The sequence below is a fragment of the Streptomyces sp. NPDC060035 genome, assembly GCF_042736635.1.
In the GTDB taxonomy this organism is placed as follows: domain Bacteria; phylum Actinomycetota; class Actinomycetes; order Streptomycetales; family Streptomycetaceae; genus Streptomyces.
Window position 1 is genome coordinate 46525 of the sequence record NZ_JBHWVO010000007.1, and the last position, 21268, is coordinate 67792.

A 21268-nucleotide genomic window follows, 5' to 3' on the forward strand; every position below is an offset into this window, starting at 1 on the left:
CGTGAGCTTGCCGACAGCCGCAAAACGGGGGTCCGGCAGGCCCGGATATGCTCGGCTCCGCACGTCTGTCCGCATCGTTCAGGAGCACCCATGGCCCTCAGGATCACTGTGATCGGCACCGGCTATCTCGGCGCCACCCATGCTGCGGCCATGGCTGAGCTGGGCTTCGAAGTCCTCGGGCTCGATGTCGTGCCGGAGAAGATCGAGATGCTCTCGGCGGGCAGGGTGCCGATGTACGAGCCGGGGCTCGAGGAGATCCTGCAGAAGCATGTCTCGGGCATCGAGGGCTCCAGCGGCCGGCTGCGGTTCACCACCTCCTGGGAGGAGGTCGGCGCCTTCGGTGATGTGCACTTCGTCTGCGTGAACACTCCGCAGAAGCACGGTGAGTACGCGTGCGACATGAGTTACGTGGACAGTGCCTTCGAGTCGCTGGCCCCGCAGCTGACGCGGCCCGCGCTGGTGGTCGGGAAGTCCACCGTCCCGGTGGGTTCCGCCGCCCGGCTGGCAGGCCGGCTGGCCGAGCTGTCGCCGGTGGGCACGGATGCGGAGCTGGCCTGGAACCCGGAGTTCCTGCGCGAGGGCTTCGCGGTGAACGACACCCTGCACCCGGACCGGATCGTCGTCGGCGTGGAGAGCGAGCGGGCCGAGAAGCTGCTGCGCGAGGTGTACGCGGGGCCGGTCGGTGAGGGCTCGCCGTTCGTGGTGACGGACTTCCCCACCGCCGAGCTGGTGAAGACCTCGGCGAACTCGTTCCTGGCGACCAAGATCTCCTTCATCAACGCGATGGCGGAGGTCTGCGAGGCCGCCGACGGCGATGTCGTGAAGCTGGCCGAGGCGATCGGTCACGACGAGCGGATCGGGAAGAAGTTCCTGCGGGCCGGGATCGGGTTCGGCGGGGGCTGCCTGCCGAAGGACATCCGGGCGTTCATGGCGCGCGCCGGTGAGCTGGGCGCGGACCAGGCGCTGACGTTCCTGCGCGAGGTCGACTCCATCAACATGCGCCGTCGCGGGCACATGGTGGAGCTCGCCCGCGAGGCGGTGGGCGGGGACTCGTTCCTCGGGCAGCGTGTCGCGGTGCTGGGTGCGACGTTCAAGCCGGACTCGGACGACGTACGGGATTCACCGGCCCTGAACGTGGCCGGGCAGATCCATCTGCAGGGCGGCCAGGTCACGGTCTACGACCCGAAGGGGATGGACAACGCCCGGCGCCTCTTCCCCACCCTCGCTTACGCGGACACCGCGCTGGACGCGGTGCGCGGGGCGGATGTGGTGCTGCACCTGACGGAGTGGCGCGAATTCCGCGAGCTGGACCCGGTGGCACTGGGCGAGGTCGCGGGGCGCCGGATCATCCTGGACGGCCGCAATGCGCTGGACCCCGCGGTGTGGCGTGAGGCCGGGTGGACCTACCGGGCCATGGGCCGGCCGAAGGCGTGACCCCGGCGCGCGGGGCCGGAGCGCCGGGACCGCCCGGTGGTCGTGTCCCGATCGCCGGACGGGCTATCCGGCCCTGACCGCAGTGGTCGGGTACGGCCGCCGGACGGGGTGATTCGGCCCCCGCCCGGCGTTCGGCCGGCCGGCGCTACGCCGCAGGGCCGTCCAGCTCGTCGATCGTCGCGTGGGAGGGCCCGCGCTGTGCGCTGAGGTTGCGGGAGACCGCTTCCGCGTCCCGCACCACCCGTACGGCGTTCTGCCACGTCAGCTTGGCGAGGTCGGTGTCCGACCAGCCCCGGGCGAGCAGTTCGGCGATCAGGTTCGGATAGCCGGAGACGTCCTGGAGGCCCTCGGGCAGGAACGCCGTGCCGTCGTAGTCGCCGCCGATGCCGATGTGGTCGATCCCGGCGATCTCGCGCATGTGGTCGAGGTGGTCGGCGATCGTCGCCACCGTGGCCATCGGGCGCGGGTTGACCGCCTCGAAGTCCGCGTGGATCCGCATCGCCGCCGGGGTCGTGTCCAGGTGGTGCAGGCCGTGCTCCCGCATGTTGCGGTCGGCGGCGAGCGTCCATTCGACGGCTGCCGGCAGGACGAACTTCGGCACGAAGGTCGCCATGGCCACGCCGCCGTTGGCCGCGAGCATCCGCAGCACGTCGTCGGGGATGTTGCGCGGGTGGTCGCAGACCGCCCGGGCGGAGGAGTGCGAGAAGATCACCGGCGCGACGGAGGTGGCGAGCGCGTCGCGCATCGTGGTCGCCGCCACGTGCGAGAGGTCGACCAGCATGCCGATGCGGTTCATTTCCCGTACGACCTCGCGGCCGAACTCCGACAGGCCGCCGACCTGCGCGGAGTCGGTCGCCGAGTCCGCCCAGTCGGTGTTGTCGTTGTGCGTCAGCGTCATGTAGCGGACGCCGAGGGTGTGCAGGGCGCGCAGGGTGCCCAGGGAGTTGTTGATGGAGTGGCCGCCCTCGGCGCCCATCAGGGACGCGATACGGCCTTCGGCGCGGGCCTTCTCCATGTCGTCGGCGGTCACGGCGCGCCGCAGGTCAGCCGGGTGGCGTTCCAGCAGCTCGGCGACCACGTCGATCTGTTCCAGCGTGGCGCTGACCGCGTCGTCACCGGTCAGGCGGGTGGAGACGTAGACGGACCAGAACTGTGCGCCGACGCCGCCGGCCCGCAGGCGCGGGATGTCGGTGTGCAGGTTGCCGGCCTGGTCGGTGGCGATGTCGCGGGCGTCCAGGTCGTAGCCGACCTGTTCGCGCAGTGCCCAGGGGAGGTCGTTGTGGCCGTCGACGACGGGGTGCTCGGCGAGGAGCACCCGGGCACGGTCCAGGTTGTCCATGGGGCGCCTACTTCCCGAAGCCGAAGGAGTCCGAGCCCTCGACCTTGGCCCGCAGACGTTTGCCCTTCTCCGTCGCCTGGTCGTTCAGCTCCTGCTGGAAGTCCTTCATCCGCGCCAGCAGCTCACTGTCGTGGGCGGCGAGGATCCGGGCGGCGAGCAGCCCCGCGTTGCGTGCGCCGCCGACCGAGACGGTGGCGACGGGGACTCCGGCCGGCATCTGCACGATGGAGAGCAGGCTGTCCATCCCGTCCAGGTACTTCAGCGGGACGGGGACGCCGATGACCGGCAGCGGGGTCACGGAGGCGAGCATGCCGGGCAGGTGGGCCGCTCCCCCGGCGCCCGCGATGATCGCCTTCAGGCCGCGGTCCGCCGCCTGCTCGCCGTACGCGATCATCTCGCGCGGCATGCGGTGGGCGGAGACGACGTCGACCTCGTAGGGGATCTCGAACTCGTCGAGTGCCTTCGCGGCCGCTTCCATCACGGGCCAGTCGGAGTCCGAGCCCATGACGATGCCGATGACAGGGGCGGTACCGGGGGAAGTCATTCGGTGATTGTTCCTCGCAGGTAGTCGGCCGCGTGCCGGGCGCGCTCCCGCACGTCCGCCAGGTCGTCGCCGTAGGTGTTGACGTGGCCGACCTTGCGGCCGGGCTTCACGTCCTTGCCGTACATGTGGATCTTGAGCTGCGGGTCGCGTGCCATGCAGTGCAGGTACGCCTGGTACATGTCCGGGTAGTCGCCGCCCAGGACGTTGCACATGACCGTCCAGGTGGCGCGCGGGCGCGGGTCCCCGAGCGGGAGATCCAGGACGGCCCGCACGTGGTTGGCGAACTGGGAGGTGATCGCGCCGTCCTGGGTCCAGTGCCCGGAGTTGTGCGGGCGCATCGCCAGCTCGTTCACGAGAATGCGGCCGTCCCGTGTCTCGAACAGCTCGACCGCGAGGTGACCGACCACACCGAGCTCGGCAGCGATCCGCAGGGCGAGCTGCTGTGCCTCACCGGCCAGCCGCTCGTCCAGCTCGGGGGCCGGGGCGATGACCGTGTCGCAGACGCCGTCGACCTGGATGGACTCCACGACCGGGTAGGCGACGGCCTGGCCGTGCGGCGAGCGGACGATGTTGGCCGCCAGCTCCCGTACGAAGTCGACCTTCTCCTCGGCGAGGACGGGAACCCCGGCCCGGAACGGCTCGGCGGCGTCCGCCTCGGAGCGGACCACCCACACGCCCTTGCCGTCGTAGCCGCCGCGGACCGTCTTGAGGATGACGGGGAAGCCCCCGGCCTCCTCGGCGAACGCCGCGGCGTCGGCCGGGTCCGTCACGAGACGGTGGCGGGGGCAGGGCACGCCGATCTCCGTGAGCTTCTGGCGCATCACCCCCTTGTCCTGGGCGTGCACCAGCGCATCGGGGCCGGGGCGGACGGGAATGCCGTCCGCCTCCAGGGCCCGCAGATGCTCGGTCGGCACATGCTCGTGATCGAAGGTGATCACATCGCAGCCGCGCGCGAAGGCACGCAGCGTCTCCAGGTCGCGATAGTCGCCTATGACGACTTCGCTCACCACCTGGGCTGCCGAATCCTGAGGGGTGTCACTGAGGAGCTTGAACTTGAGGCCGAGGGGGATACCCGCCTCGTGGGTCATACGGGCGAGCTGACCGCCGCCGACCATGCCGACTACCGGGAACGTCACCTGTCCAGGGTATCCGGCGCGCCGGAGCTTCCCCCACCCTCTCCCGCCACAGGCCCTCGTCACGGCATCGCCGCACCTCAGCGGCGGCTCACAGGCATCACACGGGAGGGCTGGATAGCATGGCCGGGTTGACGAAACCGAACGGACGGGGCTGAGCGATCATCATGAGCGAACGGGGCGCACTTCGGGCCCGGCTTGATCTGCTGGCCCGGGAGGTCGCCAAGTTCGGCGCGGTCGGCGCTCTGGGCCTGCTGGTCAATATCGCGGTCTTCAACCTGGTCAGGCACACCACGGACCTCCAGGTGGTCCGGGCGAGTGTCCTGGCGACGTTCGTCGCCATCCTCTTCAACTACATCGGCTTCCGTTACTGGACCTACCGGGACCGTGACAAGTCCGGCCGGACCCGGGAACTGATGCTCTTCCTGCTGTTCAGCGCCGCGGGTGCGGTGATCGAGAACGGTGTGCTGTACGCGGCGACGTACGGCTTCGGGTGGAACAGCCCGGTACAGAGCAATGTCTTCAAGATCGTCGGGATCGGGGTCGCCACCCTCTTCCGCTTCTGGTCGTACCGCACCTGGGTGTTCAAGGCACTGCCCGCCAAGGAGGCCGTGCTGAACGCGGAGCGATTTCTGGAGCAGCGACGAGCCGCCGACGAAGTAGCGCCCGGTCCCGTACTCCCCTGAGGCGCTCAGCGCACCGGGCGTTCCTGTTCCTTGCGGGTCGGCGCGATCCGGCTGAGGAAGAGGGCGAAGACCGGGGGCTGCTGCTGGAGCAGTTCGAGCCGGCCGCCGTCGGCCTCCGCGAGGTCACGGGCGACGGCGAGGCCGATCCCGGTGGAATTGCGGCCGCTGATGGTCCGCTCGAAGATCCGCGCCCCGAGGTCGGCGGGGACGCCCGGGCCCTCGTCCGTCACCTCGATGACGACCTGGTTGCCGGTGACACGGGTGCGCAACGCGACCGTGCCGCCGCCGTGCATCAGTGAGTTCTCGATGAGTGCGGCGAGCACCTGGGCGACCGCACCGGGGGTGCCGACCGCCTTCAGTCCGTGCTTCCCCGAGCAGACGACGGCGCGGCCCGCGCTGCGGTAGGCCGGACGCCACTCCTCGAGCTGCTGCTTGACGACCTCGTCGAGGTCGAAGAAGACCGCGGAGCCCGTGCGCGCGTCACGGGCGTTGGTCAGAAGCCGCTCCACCACGTCCGTGAGCCGCTCGACCTGGGTGAGCGCGATGCTCGCCTCCTCCTTCACCGTGTCCGGGTCGTCGGTGACGGAGATCTCCTCGATCCGCATCGAGAGCGCGGTCAGCGGGGTCCGCAGCTGGTGCGAGGCGTCCGCGGCCAGGCGCCGTTCCGCGGTCAGCATCCGCGCGATCCGCTCGGCGGAGGCGTCCAGGACGTCGGCGACCCGGTCCAGCTCCGTCACCCCGTACCGCTTGTGCCGGGGGCGCGGGTCGCCGGAACCGAGGCGTTCGGCGGTCTCGGCGAGGTCGGTGAGCGGCGAGGTCAGCCGGTTGGCCTGGCGTACGGCGAGGAGTACGGCCGAGATGATCGCGAGCAGCGCCACCGCACCGATGATGAGCAGGGTCCGGCCGACCTCACGGGTGACGGCGGAGCGGGACTCCTCGACGGTGACCTTCTCGCCCTGCTCGCCCGTCTCCGTACTGCGGATGACGCTGCCGTCGGGGCGCTCGCCGACCTCGATGGGAGGCCGCCCCGGGATCTCGACCCGCGCGTAGCGGCTGGGGTCGACCTGTTCGGACAGCACGGGGGAGGTGATCCGCTCCTCGCCGAGCAGCCGGCTCTCGACGACGCTGATCAGCCGGAGCGCCTCGGAGTCGACGCTCTCCTGGGCACTGTTGCTGATGGTGCGGGTCTCGACGATGACGAGGGAGACGCCGAAGACGGCAATCACCACGAGCACCACGGCGAGCGTGGAATTGATCAGTCGACGGCGCATGAGTGTTCTGTACGTCAGCTCTTCTCGAAGCGGAAGCCGACGCCCCGGACGGTCGCGATGTAACGGGGATTGGCGGCGTCGTCACCGAGCTTCTTGCGGAGCCAGGAGATGTGCATGTCCAGTGTCTTGGTGGAGGACCACCAGGTGGTGTCCCAGACCTCGCGCATCAGCTGGTCTCGGGTGACGACCCGGCCGGCGTCCCGGACGAGGACCCGGAGCAGGTCGAACTCCTTGGCGGTGAGCTGGAGTTCCTCCTCGCCCATCCAGGCCCGGTGCGACTCGACGTCGATCCTCACGCCATGGGTGGCGGGCTGCGGGGCGGGCTCGGTGGCGCCACGGCGCAGCAGGGCGCGGACCCGGGCGAGGAGCTCGGCGAGGCGGAAGGGCTTGGTGACGTAGTCGTCGGCTCCGGCGTCCAGGCCGACCACGGTGTCCACCTCGTCGGCCCGCGCGGTCAGCACGAGGATCGGCACGGCATGGCCGTCCGCGCGCAGCCGTCTCGCGACCTCCAGGCCGTCCATCCCGGGCAGGCCCAGGTCGAGCACGACCAGGTCGATGCCGCCCTGGAGTCCGGCGTCGAGTGCGGTCGGGCCGTCCTCGCGGACCTCGACCTCGTAACCCTCACGACGCAGGGCGCGGGCCAGAGGCTCCGAGATGGATGCGTCGTCCTCGGCGAGCAGTACACGGGTCATGCAGTGATGGTAGTCCGCACAAGGCGCCCGGGGTGAGGCGCTGATGAGGACCTGCGGGTCAGGTCCACGAATCGGTCATCCTCCTTTGAATATGGGACTCTGGTTCCACGGATACCTGTGATCCATGTCTCAAGTCCTTTCATATCCCCGTGTGTCGTGTCGTATGGTGGCTCGACGCCTGTTGCACTACAGAAAGACCTTTGGGCAGCGTTTCGCGCCAAGGGTCGCTTTTATGTGCGGGCCGGTTCCCGCCGGCCCTGACCAGTGAATGACCTGTGAGCCGGGCCCGGAGCGCGAGAAGCGCGCACCGGGCGTGGATCCCGGTGCGGTCGGTCCCCCGACTCCGCCCCGACTCCCTGCGGAGCCGGTGGCCGGATCGAATCCCCTTGAGGCGTCGGGGGTGGGGCGCAGCCGTGCCGGTGCCGGCTACCCCCCACCGGGCGCGTCACTCTCACGAGGCGGTGCGTCCCGACCAGCAAGGATCGACCATGGCGTCCAGCCTGACGAAGGACTCGGCCAGTACTTCTGGTTCGGAGAAGACCTTCTTCGGCCACCCCCGCGGCCTGGCCACTCTCTTCATGACCGAGATGTGGGAGCGCTTCAGCTACTACGGCATGCGCGCCCTCCTCCCGCTCTACCTGATCGCTCCCAACGGGCTCGACATGGACCCGGGTACGGCCACCGCGATCTACTCGGTCTACCTGTCGTTGGTGTACCTGCTCGCCATGCCCGGCGGCTGGTTCGGCGACCGGGTCTGGGGCCCGCGCAAGACCGTCGCGGTAGCCGGCGGCACGATCATGCTCGGCCACCTGACGCTGGCGCTGCCCTCCGAGGGCACGTTCTTCGCCGGTCTCGGCCTGGTGGCGATCGGTTCCGGTCTGCTGAAGTCCAACATCTCGACGATGGTCGGCCACCTCTACAACGGCCCGGACGACCCGCGCCGTGACGGTGGCTTCACCATCTTCTACATGGGCATCAACCTCGGTGCCTTCGCCGCACCGCTCGTCATCGGCACCATCGGCGAGAACGTCAACTGGCACCTGGGCTTCGCGATCGCGGCGGTCGGCATGGGGCTGGGCGTCGCCCAGTTCCTGCTCGGTACGCGCCACCTGAACGAGCGCAGCCTCGTCGTCCCGAAGCCGCTGAGCGCGGTCGAGCGCGCCTCGACCCTGCGCAAGGCCATGATCTGGATGGCCGTCGCGGCCGTCTTCTACATCGGCACGGTCGTCACGGGCGTCTACACGCTGAACTGGCTGCTGGTCCCGATCACGATCGCGGGCCTGGTCATTCCGGTGATGGTCCTGACGCGCATCAAGCGCGACAAGGAGCTCAGCGACAGCGAGCAGGCGAAGATGTCCGGCTACATCTGGTTCTTCGTGGCCGCCGCCATCTTCTGGATGATCTACGACCAGGGCGGCTCGACCCTGGCGATCTTCGCCGACTCCTCGGCCGAGAACTCGGTACTCGGCTGGGACTTCCCGGTCTCCTGGTACCAGTCGGTCAACCCGGTCCTGATCATGGCGCTGGCCCCGGTCTTCGCCGCCTTCTGGATGGCGCTGAACCGGCGGGGCAAGGAGCCCAGCACGATCGTGAAGTTCAGCTCCGGCCTGGTGCTGATCGGTGCGTCGTTCTTCCTCTTCCTGCTGCCGCTGACCATCGCGGGTGACGGCCACAAGGCTGCGGCGATGTGGCTGGTGGCGATCTACTTCGTGCAGACCGTCGCGGAGCTGACGCTCTCCCCGGTCGGCCTCTCGGTCACCACGAAGATGGCTCCGGCCAAGTACGCCAGCCAGATGATGGGTGTCTGGTTCCTGGCCGTCACCGCGGGCGACTGCACCACCGGTCTGCTGTCCATCGCGGGTGTCGAACTCAACGGCACCGGGGTGGTGGCGCTCCAGGCCGCCCTCGCGGTGGCCGCGGGTGTCGCGATCTTCATGTACCGCGGCAAGGTCAAGGCGCTCATGGGCAACGTCCGCTGACACGGACCCCGCCCGAACGGAGGGCCGTCGCACCGATCCGGTGCGGCGGCCCTCCGTCGTATCGGACCGGCCCTCCGTCGGACCTGTGCGGCCCTCCGTCGGACCTGTGCGGTGGAGAACCGCCGTACGTGCAGGATTGGCGTGGCGGAGAGTCGCCGTACCTGCAGGATCGGCACGTCGGAGAGTCGCCGTACCTGCAGGATCGGCACGTCGGAGAGTCGCCGTACCTGCAGGATCGGCACGTCGGAGAGTCGCCGTACCTGCAGGATCGGCACGTCGGAGAGTCGCCGTACCTGCGGGATGAGCACGTCGGCCCTCCGGCGCCCCCGCGGGAAACGACGTCGCGCCACTGTGGGGAAACGCCGTCGCCCAGCGGAGAAGCGCCGTCGCGCCCGCCGGGAAACGACAAAGAGCGCGCCCGTCGGGCGCGCTCTTCATGCTGCGGGGCGGACGGGCTATTCGGGCGCCGCGAGCTCCGCCCACACGGTCTTGCCCGGTTCGTCCGGCGTACGCATGACGCCCCAGTCCAGGCAGAGCCGCTGCACGATGAACATGCCGTGCCCGCCGGGCCGCCCCGCGCGGTGCGGGGTACGCGGCGACGGCTGTCCCGCGCCCCCGTCGACGACCTCCACCCGCAGCACCTTGGGCGAGCAGGCGATACGGAGTTCCTCGGGACCGTCCGCATGCAGGCAGGCGTTCGTGACGAGCTCGGAGACGACCAGCAGGACGTCCTCTGCGGCGGCACGGCGGTCGGCTCCGGCCGCCGGAAGCCAGCCCCAGTCGTGCAGGGCCTGCCGGGCGAAGTCCCGGGCCATCGGCACAATGCCACTGGCCTGCCTCAGCGAGAGCGTGCGCCACTGCCGGTCCGCAGGTACGGCAGAGCCGGTGCCCGTGCCGTCCGGCTCGCGGCCGAGGCCGCCCGGCGGATGCTGCCGGGTGGTGCTCATCAGCGCTTCACCTCACCGATTCACCGTGTTGCCATCGAACAGATACTGGTCAGATACAGAATGTGCTGGCTCCGTGACCCCACCGGGGTGTCTCCTGCCCTGCCGAATCGTGACAACACCCACTTCGGCTGTGCGAAGAGCGTGACGAGTGCGACACCCGGGGTCCGCGGGGCGGGAAGGGCGCAGGAAAGGCCTGGTCAGGTGTCCAGGGCCTCTTCGAGCGAGGCATGGACGGTGAAGACCGCCTCGGCCCCGGTGATCTCGAAGACGCGTGCCACCACGGACAGCATTCCGGCCAGATGGACCCCTCCCCCGGCCGCCTCGGCCTTGAGGCGGGCTCCGAGCAGGACATTGAGTCCGGTGGAGTCGCAGAACTCGAGCCGGGAGCAGTCGACCACCAGGCGCGCACGCCCCTGCTCGACCGCGCTCTCCAGAGGTTCACGCAGCAGGTCGGCGGTGTGGTGATCGAGCTCACCCACCGGCGTCACCACTTCACTGCGCCCCTCGGTCCGGACCTCGACCTGAAGCCGACCCCGGTTCGCACTGCCGACCGTTGCGCGGTCCATGCCCGACTCTCTTCGCCGTCCGTCACTGTCCGCGTCACCAGGTGCGCGGTCGTCTGCGTGGCTGTCGCCGACGTGCGTAAAACATTACGCGTTTCCCTCGCCACACGGTAGTCGGAGACCTCAACAAACCGGACATACAGGCGTATTTGGAACTTGTAACTCATGGTTGGAACCGGGTAAGGGTAGAAGGGACACCGAAACCCGGAATTCGATCGGCTTTGGAGGCGCCGCTTCACCGCAGGAACACGTATGGGCATCGGCAGCCATATGCCGAGAACGATGGAGGAGAACCATGTCACCCCGGCTCGACGTATCGCGTACCCACAACGCCACGTCGACATGTCCTCAGGGACCGACCGATTCCGACTCCCCCGCCGCGAGCGCCCTACCCGGCCCGCGCGCCTGCACCGCCTCCCCCCACACCGCCGGCGACGCCGACCTTCTGAGCGAGGGTCCGGGCACCGAGGGACTCCCCGAGATCCCGCCCTACGCCGAAGTCGGCGCCCTGGACGCCAGGGCGCTGTCGAAGACACTCTTCGCGCGGCTCGAATCCCTCGAAGAGGGCACCCACGAGTACGCGTACGTCCGCAACACCCTCGTCGAGCTCAACCTCGCGCTGGTCAAGTTCGCGGCTTCCCGGTTCCGCTCGCGCAGCGAACCCATGGAGGACATCGTCCAGGTCGGCACCATCGGCCTGATCAAGGCGATCGACCGCTTCGAGCTCAGCCGCGGCGTCGAGTTCCCGACCTTCGCGATGCCCACCATCGTCGGTGAGATCAAGCGCTTCTTCCGTGACACCAGCTGGTCCGTGCGCGTCCCGCGCCGCCTGCAGGAGCTGCGCCTCGACCTCGCCAAGGCGGGCGACGAGCTGTCCCAGAAGCTGGACCGCGCGCCCACCGTCGCCGAGCTGGGCGAACGCCTCGGTATCACCAACGACGAGGTCGTCGAGGGCATGGCCGCGAGCAACGCGTACACCGCGAGCTCGCTGGACGCCAAGCCCGAGGACGATGACAACGAGGGCGCGCTCGCGGACCGCATCGGCTACGAGGACCACGGCCTCGAAGGCATCGAGTACGTCGAGTCCCTGAAGCCGCTCATCGCCTCACTGCCGACGCGCGACCGCACGATCCTCTCACTGCGGTTCGTCGCCAACATGACGCAGTCGGAGATCGGCGAGGAGCTCGGCATCTCGCAGATGCATGTGTCCCGGCTGCTCTCACGGACTCTGGTCAAGCTCAGGAAGGGCCTGACGCTGGAGGAATGAGCCGGTGGCCCACGGACCCCGGAGACGTCATTGCGGAAGGACCTGTCCCGACAACGGACAGGTCCTTCCGCATTGTTGACGAAGTGCCACGGACTGGGCCACATTGGACACTTGGGTTCTGGGGGGAACACATGCCTCATCGGGAGAGCGGTCCATCGGCGCACGCCGTGCCGGAAGCAGCGATGCGCGTCCGGCTCGGCCGCGAATGTCTCTACGTACCGTCGTGCAGGCTGGGCCTCTACGTGGCGCTCCGTCACTGGTGCGAACCCGGTGGCAGGGTCCTGATGTCACCCGTCAACGACGATGTCATCCTCTTCGTCGTCCTCGCCGCGGGCCTGCGGCCCGTCCAGGCGCCGCTGTCCGCCACGGACGGCTCCATCGACATGGACGCCGTGCCCGACTCCGTGTGGAACGGGCTCTCTGCCGTCCTCACCACCAATCTGTACGGACACCCCGACCCGGCCCTGAGGCTGCGCGCGCGCTGTGACCGGCTCGGCATCCCGCTGATCGAGGACGCCGCACACGCCATCGGCAGCGAGACGGACGGAAAGCCGGTCGGCACGTTCGGGGACGCGGCCGTCTTCAGCCTCTCCAAGCATGTCGGGGCCAAGGCCGGGGGCTTCCTCGCCGTCGCCGACCCGGCGCTGCGCGCCCCACTGGAGCAGGCCCGCGACGCACTCCTCGACCCGGCCGCGCTCACCGCCGAACTCGCCTACGCCGTACGCCCGTACGCGGAGGCGGCGGTACGGGGACTACGACTCGCGCCCGCCGCCTGGTGGGCCCTGCGGCTCCTCGGGCTCCAGGAGCGCGAGGAGATCCGGATGCCGCTGCGGCCCGCCGAACTCAAGCAGGCCCTCGACACCGCGCCCTCCCTGACCGGCTTCCACTCCTGGGTCCGCGTCGACATGCACGACTACCGGATCGCCCCGGGCCGATTACGGCTGCGGCGCATCGGACGTCTGCTCGCCGGCCTCGACGACCGGCTCACGGCACACCGGGCCGGCACGGAGCGTCTCCTCGCCACCCGATGGGCAGCGCCGGACCGTGCGGACACCCCCGTGCAGCCGCTGTTCCGGGTGCCGCTGCTGGTGGCCGACCGGGACGCGGCGATCGCCGCCCTCGCCCGGCGCCGGATCACCGTCGGCTACCTCTACGACCCGCCGCTCGACACCTACGCCGGGGAGCTCTTCACCGACCCGTCCGTCTCCCCCGCCAACGCGGCCTGGTTCGCCCGGCACGCCCTGCCCGTCGATCCCCTGCGCGCGGGCCCGGTCATCGATGTCCTCACCGCGGCAGGCATCGCGCCCGCGCGAGAGCTGCCCGGTGGCTGACACCACCAGAGTCGGCCGGCCGGCCGCAGGCTCCGGGACCGCACAGGGCCGTGCGGCGGACGCACCCGCCCCCGCGGAACGGGACGGCGCGAGCGGCGACTCGATGTTCCGCAACGCCTACGCCCTGATGCTCTCCACCGGAGTCTCCGCCGCACTCGGCCTCGGCTTCTGGCTCGTCGCCGCCCGCTACTACACCGAGGAGGCCGTCGGCCAGGGCTCCGCCGCCATCGCCGCGATGCGGCTCCTCGCCTCGGTCACCGCGACGACGATGATCGGCGCCGTGGTGCGGTACGTGCCCCGGGCCGGACGCGCCACCGCGTCCCTGGTCGCCCGCACCTATCTGGCCAGCTCCGTCGTCGTCGCCCTCGCCTGCGTGGTCTTCCTGCTCACGCTGGACCTGTGGGGGGACTCGTACGCCCCGCTCGGCACGCTCTCCGCAGGGCTCGTGTTCACCGGATCGTGTGTCGCCTGGGCGATTCTCACCCTCCAGGACGGGGTACTGACCGGGCTGCGCAAGGCCTTCTGGGTGCCCGTCGGCAACGCCGTGTTCTCCATCGGCAAGTTGCTGATGCTCGCCGCCTTCGCCACCGCCCTGCCCGTACTCGGCGTGTTCGTCTCCTGGGCCGCGGCCATCGCCCTGTCCGTGCTGCCGCTCGGCTGGCTGATCTTTCGCAGACTGATCCCGCACCAGGCCGGGGCCGACCGGGACCGCGAGCCGCCCCGGCTGCGCGAGATCGGCAGATTCCTGGCCGGGGACTCGGTCGGCGCCCTCTTCAGCCTCGCCATGATCAACCTGCTGCCCGTGATGGTCGCGGTCCGCTTCGACGCCGCGCACAACGGCTTCTTCTACATCGCGTACACCGTCGGCGGCACCATGGAGTTCATGGCCATCAACATGGCCTCCTCCCTCACCGCCCACGCCTCCCACAGCCCCGGCCACCTGGCCGAAGGCGTACGGGGGGCGCTGCGACGGATGACCCTGCTGCTGGTTCCCGTCGTCCTCGTGCTGGTCGTGTTCGCCCCGCAGATCCTCGCCCCGTTCGGCCACGACTACGCCGACCACGGCACGCTCGTCCTGCGGCTGCTGGCCGCCGCCGCACTCCCCCGGGTCCTGGTCGAGCTGTACATCGGCGTGCTGCGGGTACAGGGCCGCACCGGGGCGCTGGCCGTCCTCCAGTGCGCGATGTGCGCGGCGGTGCTGGGCAGCGCCGCGCTGCTGCTCGGGCCGCTGGGGATCGCCGGGGCGGGCTGGGCGATGCTCCTGAGCATGACGGCGGTGGCGTCCGCGTCGGCCCTGGGACTGCGCGCCGCACTGACGGGACGGCCCGTCCTCATGCGCGCAAAGCGGCCCCGGGCGGCGAAGGACGAAGATTTCGGGACGAGTTGGGCCCGCATGGCGGACCGGCGCACCCGGGAGCGGCGGGCCGAGGAGTACGGGGCGGACTGGACCTCGGACACGGTGTATCTGCGGGGCGCCCATGACACGGTGACGCCCGCCTTCGGCCTCCCCGTCTGTGTGCGCGACGGCTCACCACCGGCCACGGACCGTACGGACAACGAGTCCTGGCTGAGCGGCGCGCTGTGGCTGCTGCTGGGGCTGGCCACCGGACTGTTCTGGGTGCCGTTGACGCAGGTCGCAACAGCCGGCCACCACCGGCTGACCGGCACCGAGCTGATCCATACGCTGCCTCCGGTCACCGCGACGGCGGGGGTGCTCATGGTCGTCGTCTGCGGCGGAGCCGTCGCCCTGCACCGTCCCCGGCCCGCACTGATGGGGTCCGCGCTGCTGGTGACCGTGGCAGCCCTGCATTCGGCCCCGTTGTTCCTCGGGGTCCGGCCCGCCGCCGCTTCGCAGGAGCTGCACGGGACGCTTGCCCGTTTCCTGGCCGAGGTCGCCGGGCTGGACTCCCCGGCCGCGGTGCTCCTTGGCCTGCCGCTCGCGCTGCAGCTGCTCTGCCTGGCACTCGCGGCCGTCCTGCTGCGGTCCACGGGAGTGCATCGGCGGGCCGTGGCCGCGCTGGTGTGGGCGCTCGCGGTGGCCGGGTGGGCGGCCCAGGACGCATTCGCCGCTGCCGGACTGCCCGTGTTCTGGGGCCTGTTCGCGGCCACGGTGGCTGCCCGCATCGTCCGCGGCAGGCTCAGCGGCCGGGGACCGGCTGCTTGAAGTAGTCGTCCTGCCCGGCCGTGCGGTAACCCTCCAGTCCCGGGCCGTCGTTGACCGTGAGGTCGCAGCCCTCGCCCGGCACCGCTCGGTTCCAGTGCACCAGCGCCCTGGCCCCCTTCATCGTCCGTACGACCTCCGGAATCTCCTCGTACCACTCGCGCTGGCGGTCCGCGTCGGCCGGATCCGGGACAGTGGCGAACTCCGCGAGCATGACCGGTTTCTCCGCGCTGATATGTGTGCGCAGCCAGTCGTACGTCGGCCGCTGGCTGCGGTCGAAGTCCTTCCAGTCCGTGGTGTCGTGGCAGGTGAAGTAGTTGTACTGGTCCATGCCGATCCAGTCGACGTAGTCGTCGCCCGGGTAGAGCTGTCTGAAGAGCTCCCCCGACTGCAGGAAGCCGGAGACCGTCCACACCCACACCACGTTGTCCACACCCAGCTCCTCGAACCGGTCGTGGATGTGACGGTAGGCGGCGACGTACTCCCCGGGGGTGCCCGCGTCCCCGACCCGGGCGTCGACCTCCTGGTCGAAGGAGAAGAACACCCGCTTCCCGTACGCCTTGATGCGACGTGCCTGCGGGTCGATGATCTCGCGGTCGTACGCCCCCGAGGCGACCTTCGCCCAGCCGAGCTGGTCCTCGGTGTAGTTCGCGTGGCGGGGCTCGCGCCACACCGTGGACTCCCAGGCGAGCATCAGCATCCGGTCGCGGCCGAGGATCTGCTCGTCGGGGGTCAGGAGCTGTCCGTCGAGCTTGTTGTTCGACATGTCGTGGTACGTGTACAGGAGGTCCAGCTTCCGGCCGATCTTCTTCTCGAACGCGTACACGGCGTCCTTGAGAGACCCGTTCTCCGCGTACGGAACGTAGGCGCCCCACCAGGCTCCGCACGGCGGTACGAGTGTCGCGGACGGGGCGCACGCGCCGCCCGTCACCTCGCCGGTGGCGGCGTCGGCGGGCAGGTCGTTCGCGGACGGTGCGGGAGGGTCCTCGCCGTCACCCGACGAAGGCGTACCGAACCAGGCGACGAGGCCGGTCAGCAGCGCCACGACGGAGAACAGGGCGAGCGTCAGATACGTACGGGGCCGGCGCAGCCGCGATGCGGAGAGCCGCCCGTGCCCATGGCGTCCGGTCATCGGCGCTTCACGGGTTTGGCCCGGCCCCTCTCGGCGGCGCCGCGGGTGGCCGCGGGCAGCGGAAGACCGGGGAACGCTGCCGCGACCGTGGTGAACGCGGCGAGCGACACCAGGAACGCGGTCGCCGAGAACCCCTCGACCAGGAACAGCGACGTGGCCGTGAGGACGGCGAGCGAGAGGCCGACGGGCGCGGCCAGCGCCAGCGCTTCGAGGCGGGCGGCGGGCCGGAGCATCCCGGGCTGCGGATACAGCAGGGCGAATCCGGGGCCGACGCAGACGAAGAGGAACACCGGTATCCACCGCAGGGACGAGCCGCCCGGCAGTGCGGTCGCGGCGAGCGCCACCCACCCGGAGAGCGCCACCGCGACTCTGATCAGGGTCTGTGGGTTCGGTGCTGTCGTTTGCCGGTTCTCGGACACGGTGGCGACCTCCTGGTCTAGGGCCCGGCGTACCGCAGGACCACGCCGTACTCGGTGCGCTCGACCACACGGAAGAGCGGCGATGCGGTGAGGTCCCTGGTCAGTTGGGCGAAGCCGCCGGCCGGCAGCAGCCCCTCACCGGCGGTGTAGATGTCCTGGGTGCGCGTGAGGATGACGAAGGCGGTGGCGCCGGGCGGCATCCGGGTCGAGAGATAGTCCGCGGGGTCCTTGAGCATCGCTACGTTCTCGGGGAGCTCCTGCTCGGCGAAGAACCAGTGCTCCAGCTGGTCGTAGCGGTGCAGTGCCTGCGGGAAGGAGCCGGTGGTGGCCAGGATCAGCGCCCCGTCGGGGGCCCGGTCGATGGCGCGGGTGACGAGCGCGGTCTCAGCGGGCGGGGTGTAGTTCATCTGCTCCTTGCCGTAGTACGACGGCATGAAGCCCACCAGCAGGGCGACCAGCGAAAGGGGCAGCGCGACCGCGCAGATCCTCCGTACGGCCGGCCGGACCCGGTGCACCCCGCTGCCCCCGGCCGCCGGTACGAGCGCCGCGGCGGCGAAGAACGCGGCGCCGGGCAGCGCGAACAGGTAGACCCGGAAGAGCATTTCGCCGCCGTAGTCGTTGACGACGAAGAGCGGTACGGGGGCGAGCGAGGCCAGCAGCAGCGGCAGCGCACTGTGTACCAGGCGGCGGCGCAGGAGGAGGGCCGCTCCCGCGAGGGCGGCGACGGCGAGGACCATCAGGATGTTGGCCCGCCCGGCGAGCTCGGGCCCCGCCCCGGTGAGCTGACCCGCGTACCCGGCACGGGAGTTCTGGGTGAGCTGTCCGAGCGAGTCGCGCAGCGTGCCCAGCGTCTCGGTGAACAGGGGGCGGCCCATCGTGAGGTCCCAGGTCAGCATGAGCAGACCGGCCACGACGAGCAGACCGGGGTTGCGGTAGCGGCGGGTGAGGTTGAGGGCGAGCAGGGTGACGCAGAGCATCACCGGGGTCAGCTGATGCACCGCATTGACGGCGGCGATCACCGGCGCCAGGACCACCACACAGATCGCGCGCTGCCGGGTGCCGGTGGGCGGCGGGATGACGGCGGCGGCCGGATCGAGATAGGCGCGCGAGCGCAGCCGCCCCGCGGAGCCGGGGCGCACGAAGTGGCGTACGACGACGGCGAACACAGCGAGGTGGAGCAGGAAGGCGAGACCCTGCGGGGCCAGGTAGTCCTGGCCCACCCAGTTGGCGAGCTGGAAGATCCAGACGGCCGTCCACACGAGGCGCCAGTCCTCGCTGAAGGTGCGGTAGATCAGGATCAGGACCGGCATCATCAGCAGGCCGAGAACGATGGGCGCCCAGTTGAGGTACGTGGCGGCGCTGTCGACCCCGAAGGCACGGACGAGTCCGCCGTTGAGGGTGAAGAATCCGGGCCACTGGTCGTAGGCCGACATGTTGCCGGACAGACCCTCGTTCGGGCGCAGTTCCCCGTTGGCCAGCAGATGGTTGATGACGGCGTCGTGCTTCGACGCCCAGGGGTAGCGCTCGGAGTCGTACAGCACGGCGGGGACGCCCTTGAGGGCCATCAGCAGACCGGCGCAGTAGAGGCCCGGCCACCAGGGCGCCGTACCCGCGCGGCGCAGGCTGACCAGGAAGCCCGCGGTCAGGGCGAGCAGGGAGAGGTAGTAGAGGACCGGCAGCCGGTCCAGCAGGCCGTACTCCCCCATCGAGCGGAATCCGATGTGCGGCAGGGAGAGGATCCAGAGTGCGGCCGCCAGGAGTAACGGCAGCCAGGTGAGCAGCAGCTGAGGTCTCAGCACACCGGGGATACGGCTGCGGGACGGTTCACGGGGTACGGCGCCGGGCGGCGTTGTCGGTTGCGGCATGGAGCCGCTGCTCCCTGCGGTGTCCCCTGCGACCGGCACAGGAACAGGCTGTTGCACAGTGCGACTCCCCCCACCGGTGTGGTCGCGGCCGTCACGCCGCTGTCCCTTTAAGCGAAGTATAGGAATGTGCTTCGCCTTTGTACGGCTCTCGCTCGGTCCGGTCCCCCGGCCGGGGAGCAGCGGAATCGGCCCCGGTGCCTGCCCCGTTGCCCCGTCACTCCGCCCGTCTCACCCCCGCCCGCCTCACCTCGCCCGCCTCACCCCGCTTGCCTCACCCGCTCGCCTCACCCCGCGAACACCGGACCCCGTACCGCTGCCCGGGCCCGCCGGTACCACCGCCACCCGACGGTCGGCAGCGAGTCGGGGAACGGCGCCACGGGGGCGCCCGCGCCCGCCATCCACTCCTCGATGTCCCGCACCGTGTGCCCCCGCCGGAGGATCAGCCGTGCGATCCGGTACGGCTCGTCCCGGGCGGAGCTCAGTGCGTGCCGGACGGCCACCGCACTCGCGTACCCGGCGGCACGGGCGGCGCGGCGCACGGCCAGGCTGTTGTACCCGTGCGGATAGGCGAGATGGGTCACCTCGTGGCCCAGCACGTCCTCCAGAGCCTTCTTGGAGTCGGTGAGTTCGCACCGCAGGGCCGCACCGGACAGCGTGTCCAGCTGGCAATGGGTGACGGTGTGCCCGCCCACCTCCAGGCCGTACTGCTCAAGGAGCGGCGCCTGCTCCAGGCTCATCATCGGACCGGGCGGCAGCAGACTGGACCCGCCGGCCGCCAGCGCACCGGTGGTGAGATACGCGGTGGCGGGCATCGAACGTCCGGCGAGCGCCTCGGCGGTCGGCCCCGCCAGATCCGCGAAACCGTCGTCGAAGGTGAGAACGACAGGCCGGTCCGGCAACGGGCCGCGGCCCGCAAGATGGTCGACGAGGGCGCTGATCGGTACGGCCGTGCGCCCGCTGGCGGCGATCGCGTCCAGCTGGGCCGCGAATGCGCGCGGCCCGACGGTGAATTCGGCGATCCACTGCGGGGGGTCGTCCATCACCGCGTGGTAGAGCAGCACGGGTATCCGGGACGTTCCGGAGCTGCCGGATCTGTGAGCGCTCATCTCCCCTCCCAGGGACGTGGTTCGCCACGGACGGAGAGCCGGGCGCGTACGTATCCGACCGGGCCGTACAGCAGGCCGCGCCGCTCCAGCCGGGACAGATGCCGGGGCCACGGGTAGGTGTACGAGCCGTGCCCGCCGGGAACACCCGGCCGACCGGCCGCGTCGGTGGCGCGCGACGCCGTCATGGTGCGGGCGTGGGCCAGGCCGCGCGGCAGCCGGGCGAGCAGGGCAGGCAGCAGGGCGGGGCGCCGGACCATGAGCGCCGTGAGGCAGGCGGTGAGTCCGGCCCCGTACCCGTACGCCTGTCCGCACAGGTCCTCCCAGCGCTCCCGGTGGTGGTGCCAGATGATCGCGTCGGGTGTGTAGAGCAGTGGGTGGCCCCCGGCGAGGATCCGTACGAAGGCGTAGAGGTCGTCGCCGCCCCGGGCGGGTGTGCCGGTGCCGGTGGCGGGGTCGAAGCCGCCGACGGCCCGCAACGGCCCGGCGCGGAATGCCATGTTGGCGCCGGACCCGAATCGTCCGGCGGTGAACGGGAAGAGCGGTTCGTCGGCCGGCGGGTGCGCGGGGTCGTAGTAGCGCCTGTCGAAGCCCTTGGCGAAGCCGCCGTGGCTCTCCAGCAGGATCTGTGCCGGGGTGCTCAGCCGCGCGGGCAGGATCAGGCCGGTGACACAGCCGAGCCGCGGGTCCGCGCCGAACGGCAGGGTGAGGGCGGTGAGCCAGTGCGGATCGGCGATCACGTCGTCGTCGGTGAAGGCGAGGACGTCCGCCTCGGCAGCGGCGATCCCCCGGTTGTGGGCGGCGGCCAGACCGGGCACGGGTTCCAGGACGTAGCGGACGCCACGGTCCGCGTAACCGGCCGCGACGAGATCGCGGGTGGCGGTGGTGGCAGGTGCGTTGTCGACGACGACGATCTCGAAGTCCGGGTGGTCCTGGGCGAGCAATGAGTCGAGGGCGCGCGCGAGCTGCTCGGGCCGCTCCCGGGTCGCGACGACGACGGTGGCCCGGGGCGCGTCCTCCGGCCCGGACGGATGCGGCTCCGGCAGGTCGATGTCGTCCGCCGCCTGTCCCGCGAGGACGGAGGCCGGGTCGTCACCCGTCCGGATCCGGCCGACGATCGCACCCACCGGGCGCCCGCCCAGTCGCACGAGCGCGAAGACCCGCTGCCCGTCGCCCTCGTGCGGGCCCTCCTTGAACGGCGGGCCGCCAGGGGCGGGGCGGATCCGTGCACCCGTACCGCCCGGCGTGCCGAGCTCCAGCTCTGCAACGGCTGCACCGACGAGGTAGCCGATGTCGGGTAACTGTGGTGCTGTTCCGGCTCGTTGTGGTCTGTACGGCATCCGGTCCCATCCCCCACGTCGTCGTGACGCCATGGCCGCCCGTTGTGCACTGCGCCTGCTGC

18 protein-coding genes are annotated in these 21268 nt (G+C 70.6%); 6 read left to right on the forward strand and 12 right to left on the reverse strand.

Translation table 11 applies throughout. The annotated features are described in order from the left end of the window. Positions 1-90 precede the first annotated feature (90 nt). The gene (locus ACFWBQ_RS13345) at positions 91-1434 is read left to right on the forward strand and encodes a UDP-glucose dehydrogenase family protein (protein WP_385487287.1); all 1344 of its coding nucleotides are present in this window, start codon (positions 91-93) and stop codon (positions 1432-1434) included. Between the two features lie 145 nt (positions 1435-1579). Here ACFWBQ_RS13345 and ACFWBQ_RS13350 read toward each other — a convergent pair whose 3' ends face one another. The 3 genes from ACFWBQ_RS13350 to ACFWBQ_RS13360 are packed head-to-tail and all read right to left on the reverse strand — an operon-like array spanning position 1580 to position 4453. Beyond that, positions 1580-2773, reverse strand: coding sequence for a dipeptidase (locus ACFWBQ_RS13350; protein WP_385487289.1), 1194 nt, complete (start codon positions 2771-2773; stop codon positions 1580-1582). Positions 2774-2780: 7 nt separating this feature from the next. After that, positions 2781-3317, reverse strand: coding sequence for a 5-(carboxyamino)imidazole ribonucleotide mutase (gene purE, locus ACFWBQ_RS13355; RefSeq protein WP_385487291.1), 537 nt, complete (start codon positions 3315-3317; stop codon positions 2781-2783). Continuing rightward, on the reverse strand, positions 3314-4453 hold the full coding sequence (locus ACFWBQ_RS13360) for a 5-(carboxyamino)imidazole ribonucleotide synthase (RefSeq protein WP_385487293.1): 1140 nt from the start codon (positions 4451-4453) through the stop codon (positions 3314-3316). Before ACFWBQ_RS13360 ends, purE begins: the two co-directional genes overlap by 4 nt. A gap of 164 nt (positions 4454-4617) precedes the next feature. Here ACFWBQ_RS13360 and ACFWBQ_RS13365 point away from each other — a divergent pair, with 164 nt between their 5' ends. Continuing rightward, positions 4618-5136: a GtrA family protein gene (locus ACFWBQ_RS13365; protein ID WP_385487295.1), complete on the forward strand. Its 519-nt coding sequence runs from the start codon at positions 4618-4620 to the stop codon at positions 5134-5136. A 5-nt stretch (positions 5137-5141) separates the two neighbouring features. Here the strand turns inward: ACFWBQ_RS13365 and ACFWBQ_RS13370 are convergent, their stop codons facing one another. Both ACFWBQ_RS13370 and ACFWBQ_RS13375 read right to left on the reverse strand, forming a co-directional pair. Continuing rightward, on the reverse strand, positions 5142-6407 hold the full coding sequence (locus ACFWBQ_RS13370; RefSeq protein ID WP_385487297.1) for an ATP-binding protein: 1266 nt from the start codon (positions 6405-6407) through the stop codon (positions 5142-5144). Between the two features lie 14 nt (positions 6408-6421). Continuing rightward, positions 6422-7099, reverse strand: a complete 678-nt coding sequence (locus ACFWBQ_RS13375) for a response regulator transcription factor (RefSeq protein WP_385487299.1) — start codon at positions 7097-7099, stop codon at positions 6422-6424. Between the two features lie 488 nt (positions 7100-7587). On the opposite strand from ACFWBQ_RS13375, the gene ACFWBQ_RS13380 reads away from it, so the two are divergent. Then, on the forward strand, positions 7588-9078 hold the full coding sequence (locus tag ACFWBQ_RS13380; RefSeq protein ID WP_385487301.1) for an oligopeptide:H+ symporter: 1491 nt from the start codon (positions 7588-7590) through the stop codon (positions 9076-9078). A gap of 455 nt (positions 9079-9533) precedes the next feature. On the opposite strand, the gene ACFWBQ_RS13385 is transcribed toward ACFWBQ_RS13380, so the two are convergent. Together ACFWBQ_RS13385 and ACFWBQ_RS13390 are read right to left on the reverse strand one after the other, a co-directional pair. Beyond that, positions 9534-10025, reverse strand: coding sequence for an ATP-binding protein (locus ACFWBQ_RS13385; RefSeq protein ID WP_385487303.1), 492 nt, complete (start codon positions 10023-10025; stop codon positions 9534-9536). Positions 10026-10222: 197 nt separating this feature from the next. After that, positions 10223-10591, reverse strand: coding sequence for an STAS domain-containing protein (locus tag ACFWBQ_RS13390; protein ID WP_385487305.1), 369 nt, complete (start codon positions 10589-10591; stop codon positions 10223-10225). Positions 10592-10883: 292 nt separating this feature from the next. Between ACFWBQ_RS13390 and ACFWBQ_RS13395 the strand changes: the two genes are divergently transcribed. The 3 genes from ACFWBQ_RS13395 to ACFWBQ_RS13405 all read left to right on the forward strand — a co-directional run bounded on the left by ACFWBQ_RS13395 (position 10884) and on the right by ACFWBQ_RS13405 (position 15350). Then, complete coding sequence (locus ACFWBQ_RS13395) at positions 10884-11855, forward strand: RNA polymerase sigma factor SigF (RefSeq protein ID WP_385487307.1); 972 nt, start codon at positions 10884-10886, stop codon at positions 11853-11855. Between the two features lie 182 nt (positions 11856-12037). Further along, a complete protein-coding gene (locus ACFWBQ_RS13400) occupies positions 12038-13186 on the forward strand; it encodes a DegT/DnrJ/EryC1/StrS family aminotransferase (RefSeq protein ID WP_385487747.1) in 1149 nt (382 codons plus the stop codon). Next, positions 13179-15350 carry a lipopolysaccharide biosynthesis protein gene (locus tag ACFWBQ_RS13405; protein WP_385487309.1) on the forward strand — a complete coding sequence of 724 codons (2172 nt, stop codon included), beginning with the start codon at positions 13179-13181 and terminating at the stop codon, positions 15348-15350. Before ACFWBQ_RS13400 ends, ACFWBQ_RS13405 begins: the two co-directional genes overlap by 8 nt. Here the strand turns inward: ACFWBQ_RS13405 and ACFWBQ_RS13410 are convergent. The 5 genes from ACFWBQ_RS13410 to ACFWBQ_RS13430 form a co-directional block, all read right to left on the reverse strand. Further along, a complete protein-coding gene (locus tag ACFWBQ_RS13410; protein WP_385487311.1) occupies positions 15325-16479 on the reverse strand; it encodes a glycoside hydrolase family 26 protein in 1155 nt (384 codons plus the stop codon). The genes ACFWBQ_RS13405 and ACFWBQ_RS13410 overlap by 26 nt on opposite strands. Then, entirely contained in the window at positions 16476-16898 is a 423-nt protein-coding gene (locus tag ACFWBQ_RS13415) for a hypothetical protein (RefSeq protein WP_385487313.1), read from the reverse strand. The genes ACFWBQ_RS13410 and ACFWBQ_RS13415 overlap by 4 nt, the downstream gene beginning before the upstream one ends. A gap of 17 nt (positions 16899-16915) precedes the next feature. After that, on the reverse strand, positions 16916-18763 hold the full coding sequence (locus ACFWBQ_RS13420; RefSeq protein WP_385487315.1) for a hypothetical protein: 1848 nt from the start codon (positions 18761-18763) through the stop codon (positions 16916-16918). Between the two features lie 284 nt (positions 18764-19047). Continuing rightward, the gene (locus ACFWBQ_RS13425; RefSeq protein WP_385487317.1) at positions 19048-19869 is read right to left on the reverse strand and encodes a polysaccharide deacetylase family protein; all 822 of its coding nucleotides are present in this window, start codon (positions 19867-19869) and stop codon (positions 19048-19050) included. Beyond that, complete coding sequence (locus ACFWBQ_RS13430; RefSeq protein ID WP_385487319.1) at positions 19866-21206, reverse strand: glycosyltransferase; 1341 nt, start codon at positions 21204-21206, stop codon at positions 19866-19868. Before ACFWBQ_RS13430 ends, ACFWBQ_RS13425 begins: the two co-directional genes overlap by 4 nt. Between the last annotated feature and the right edge of the window lie 62 nt (positions 21207-21268).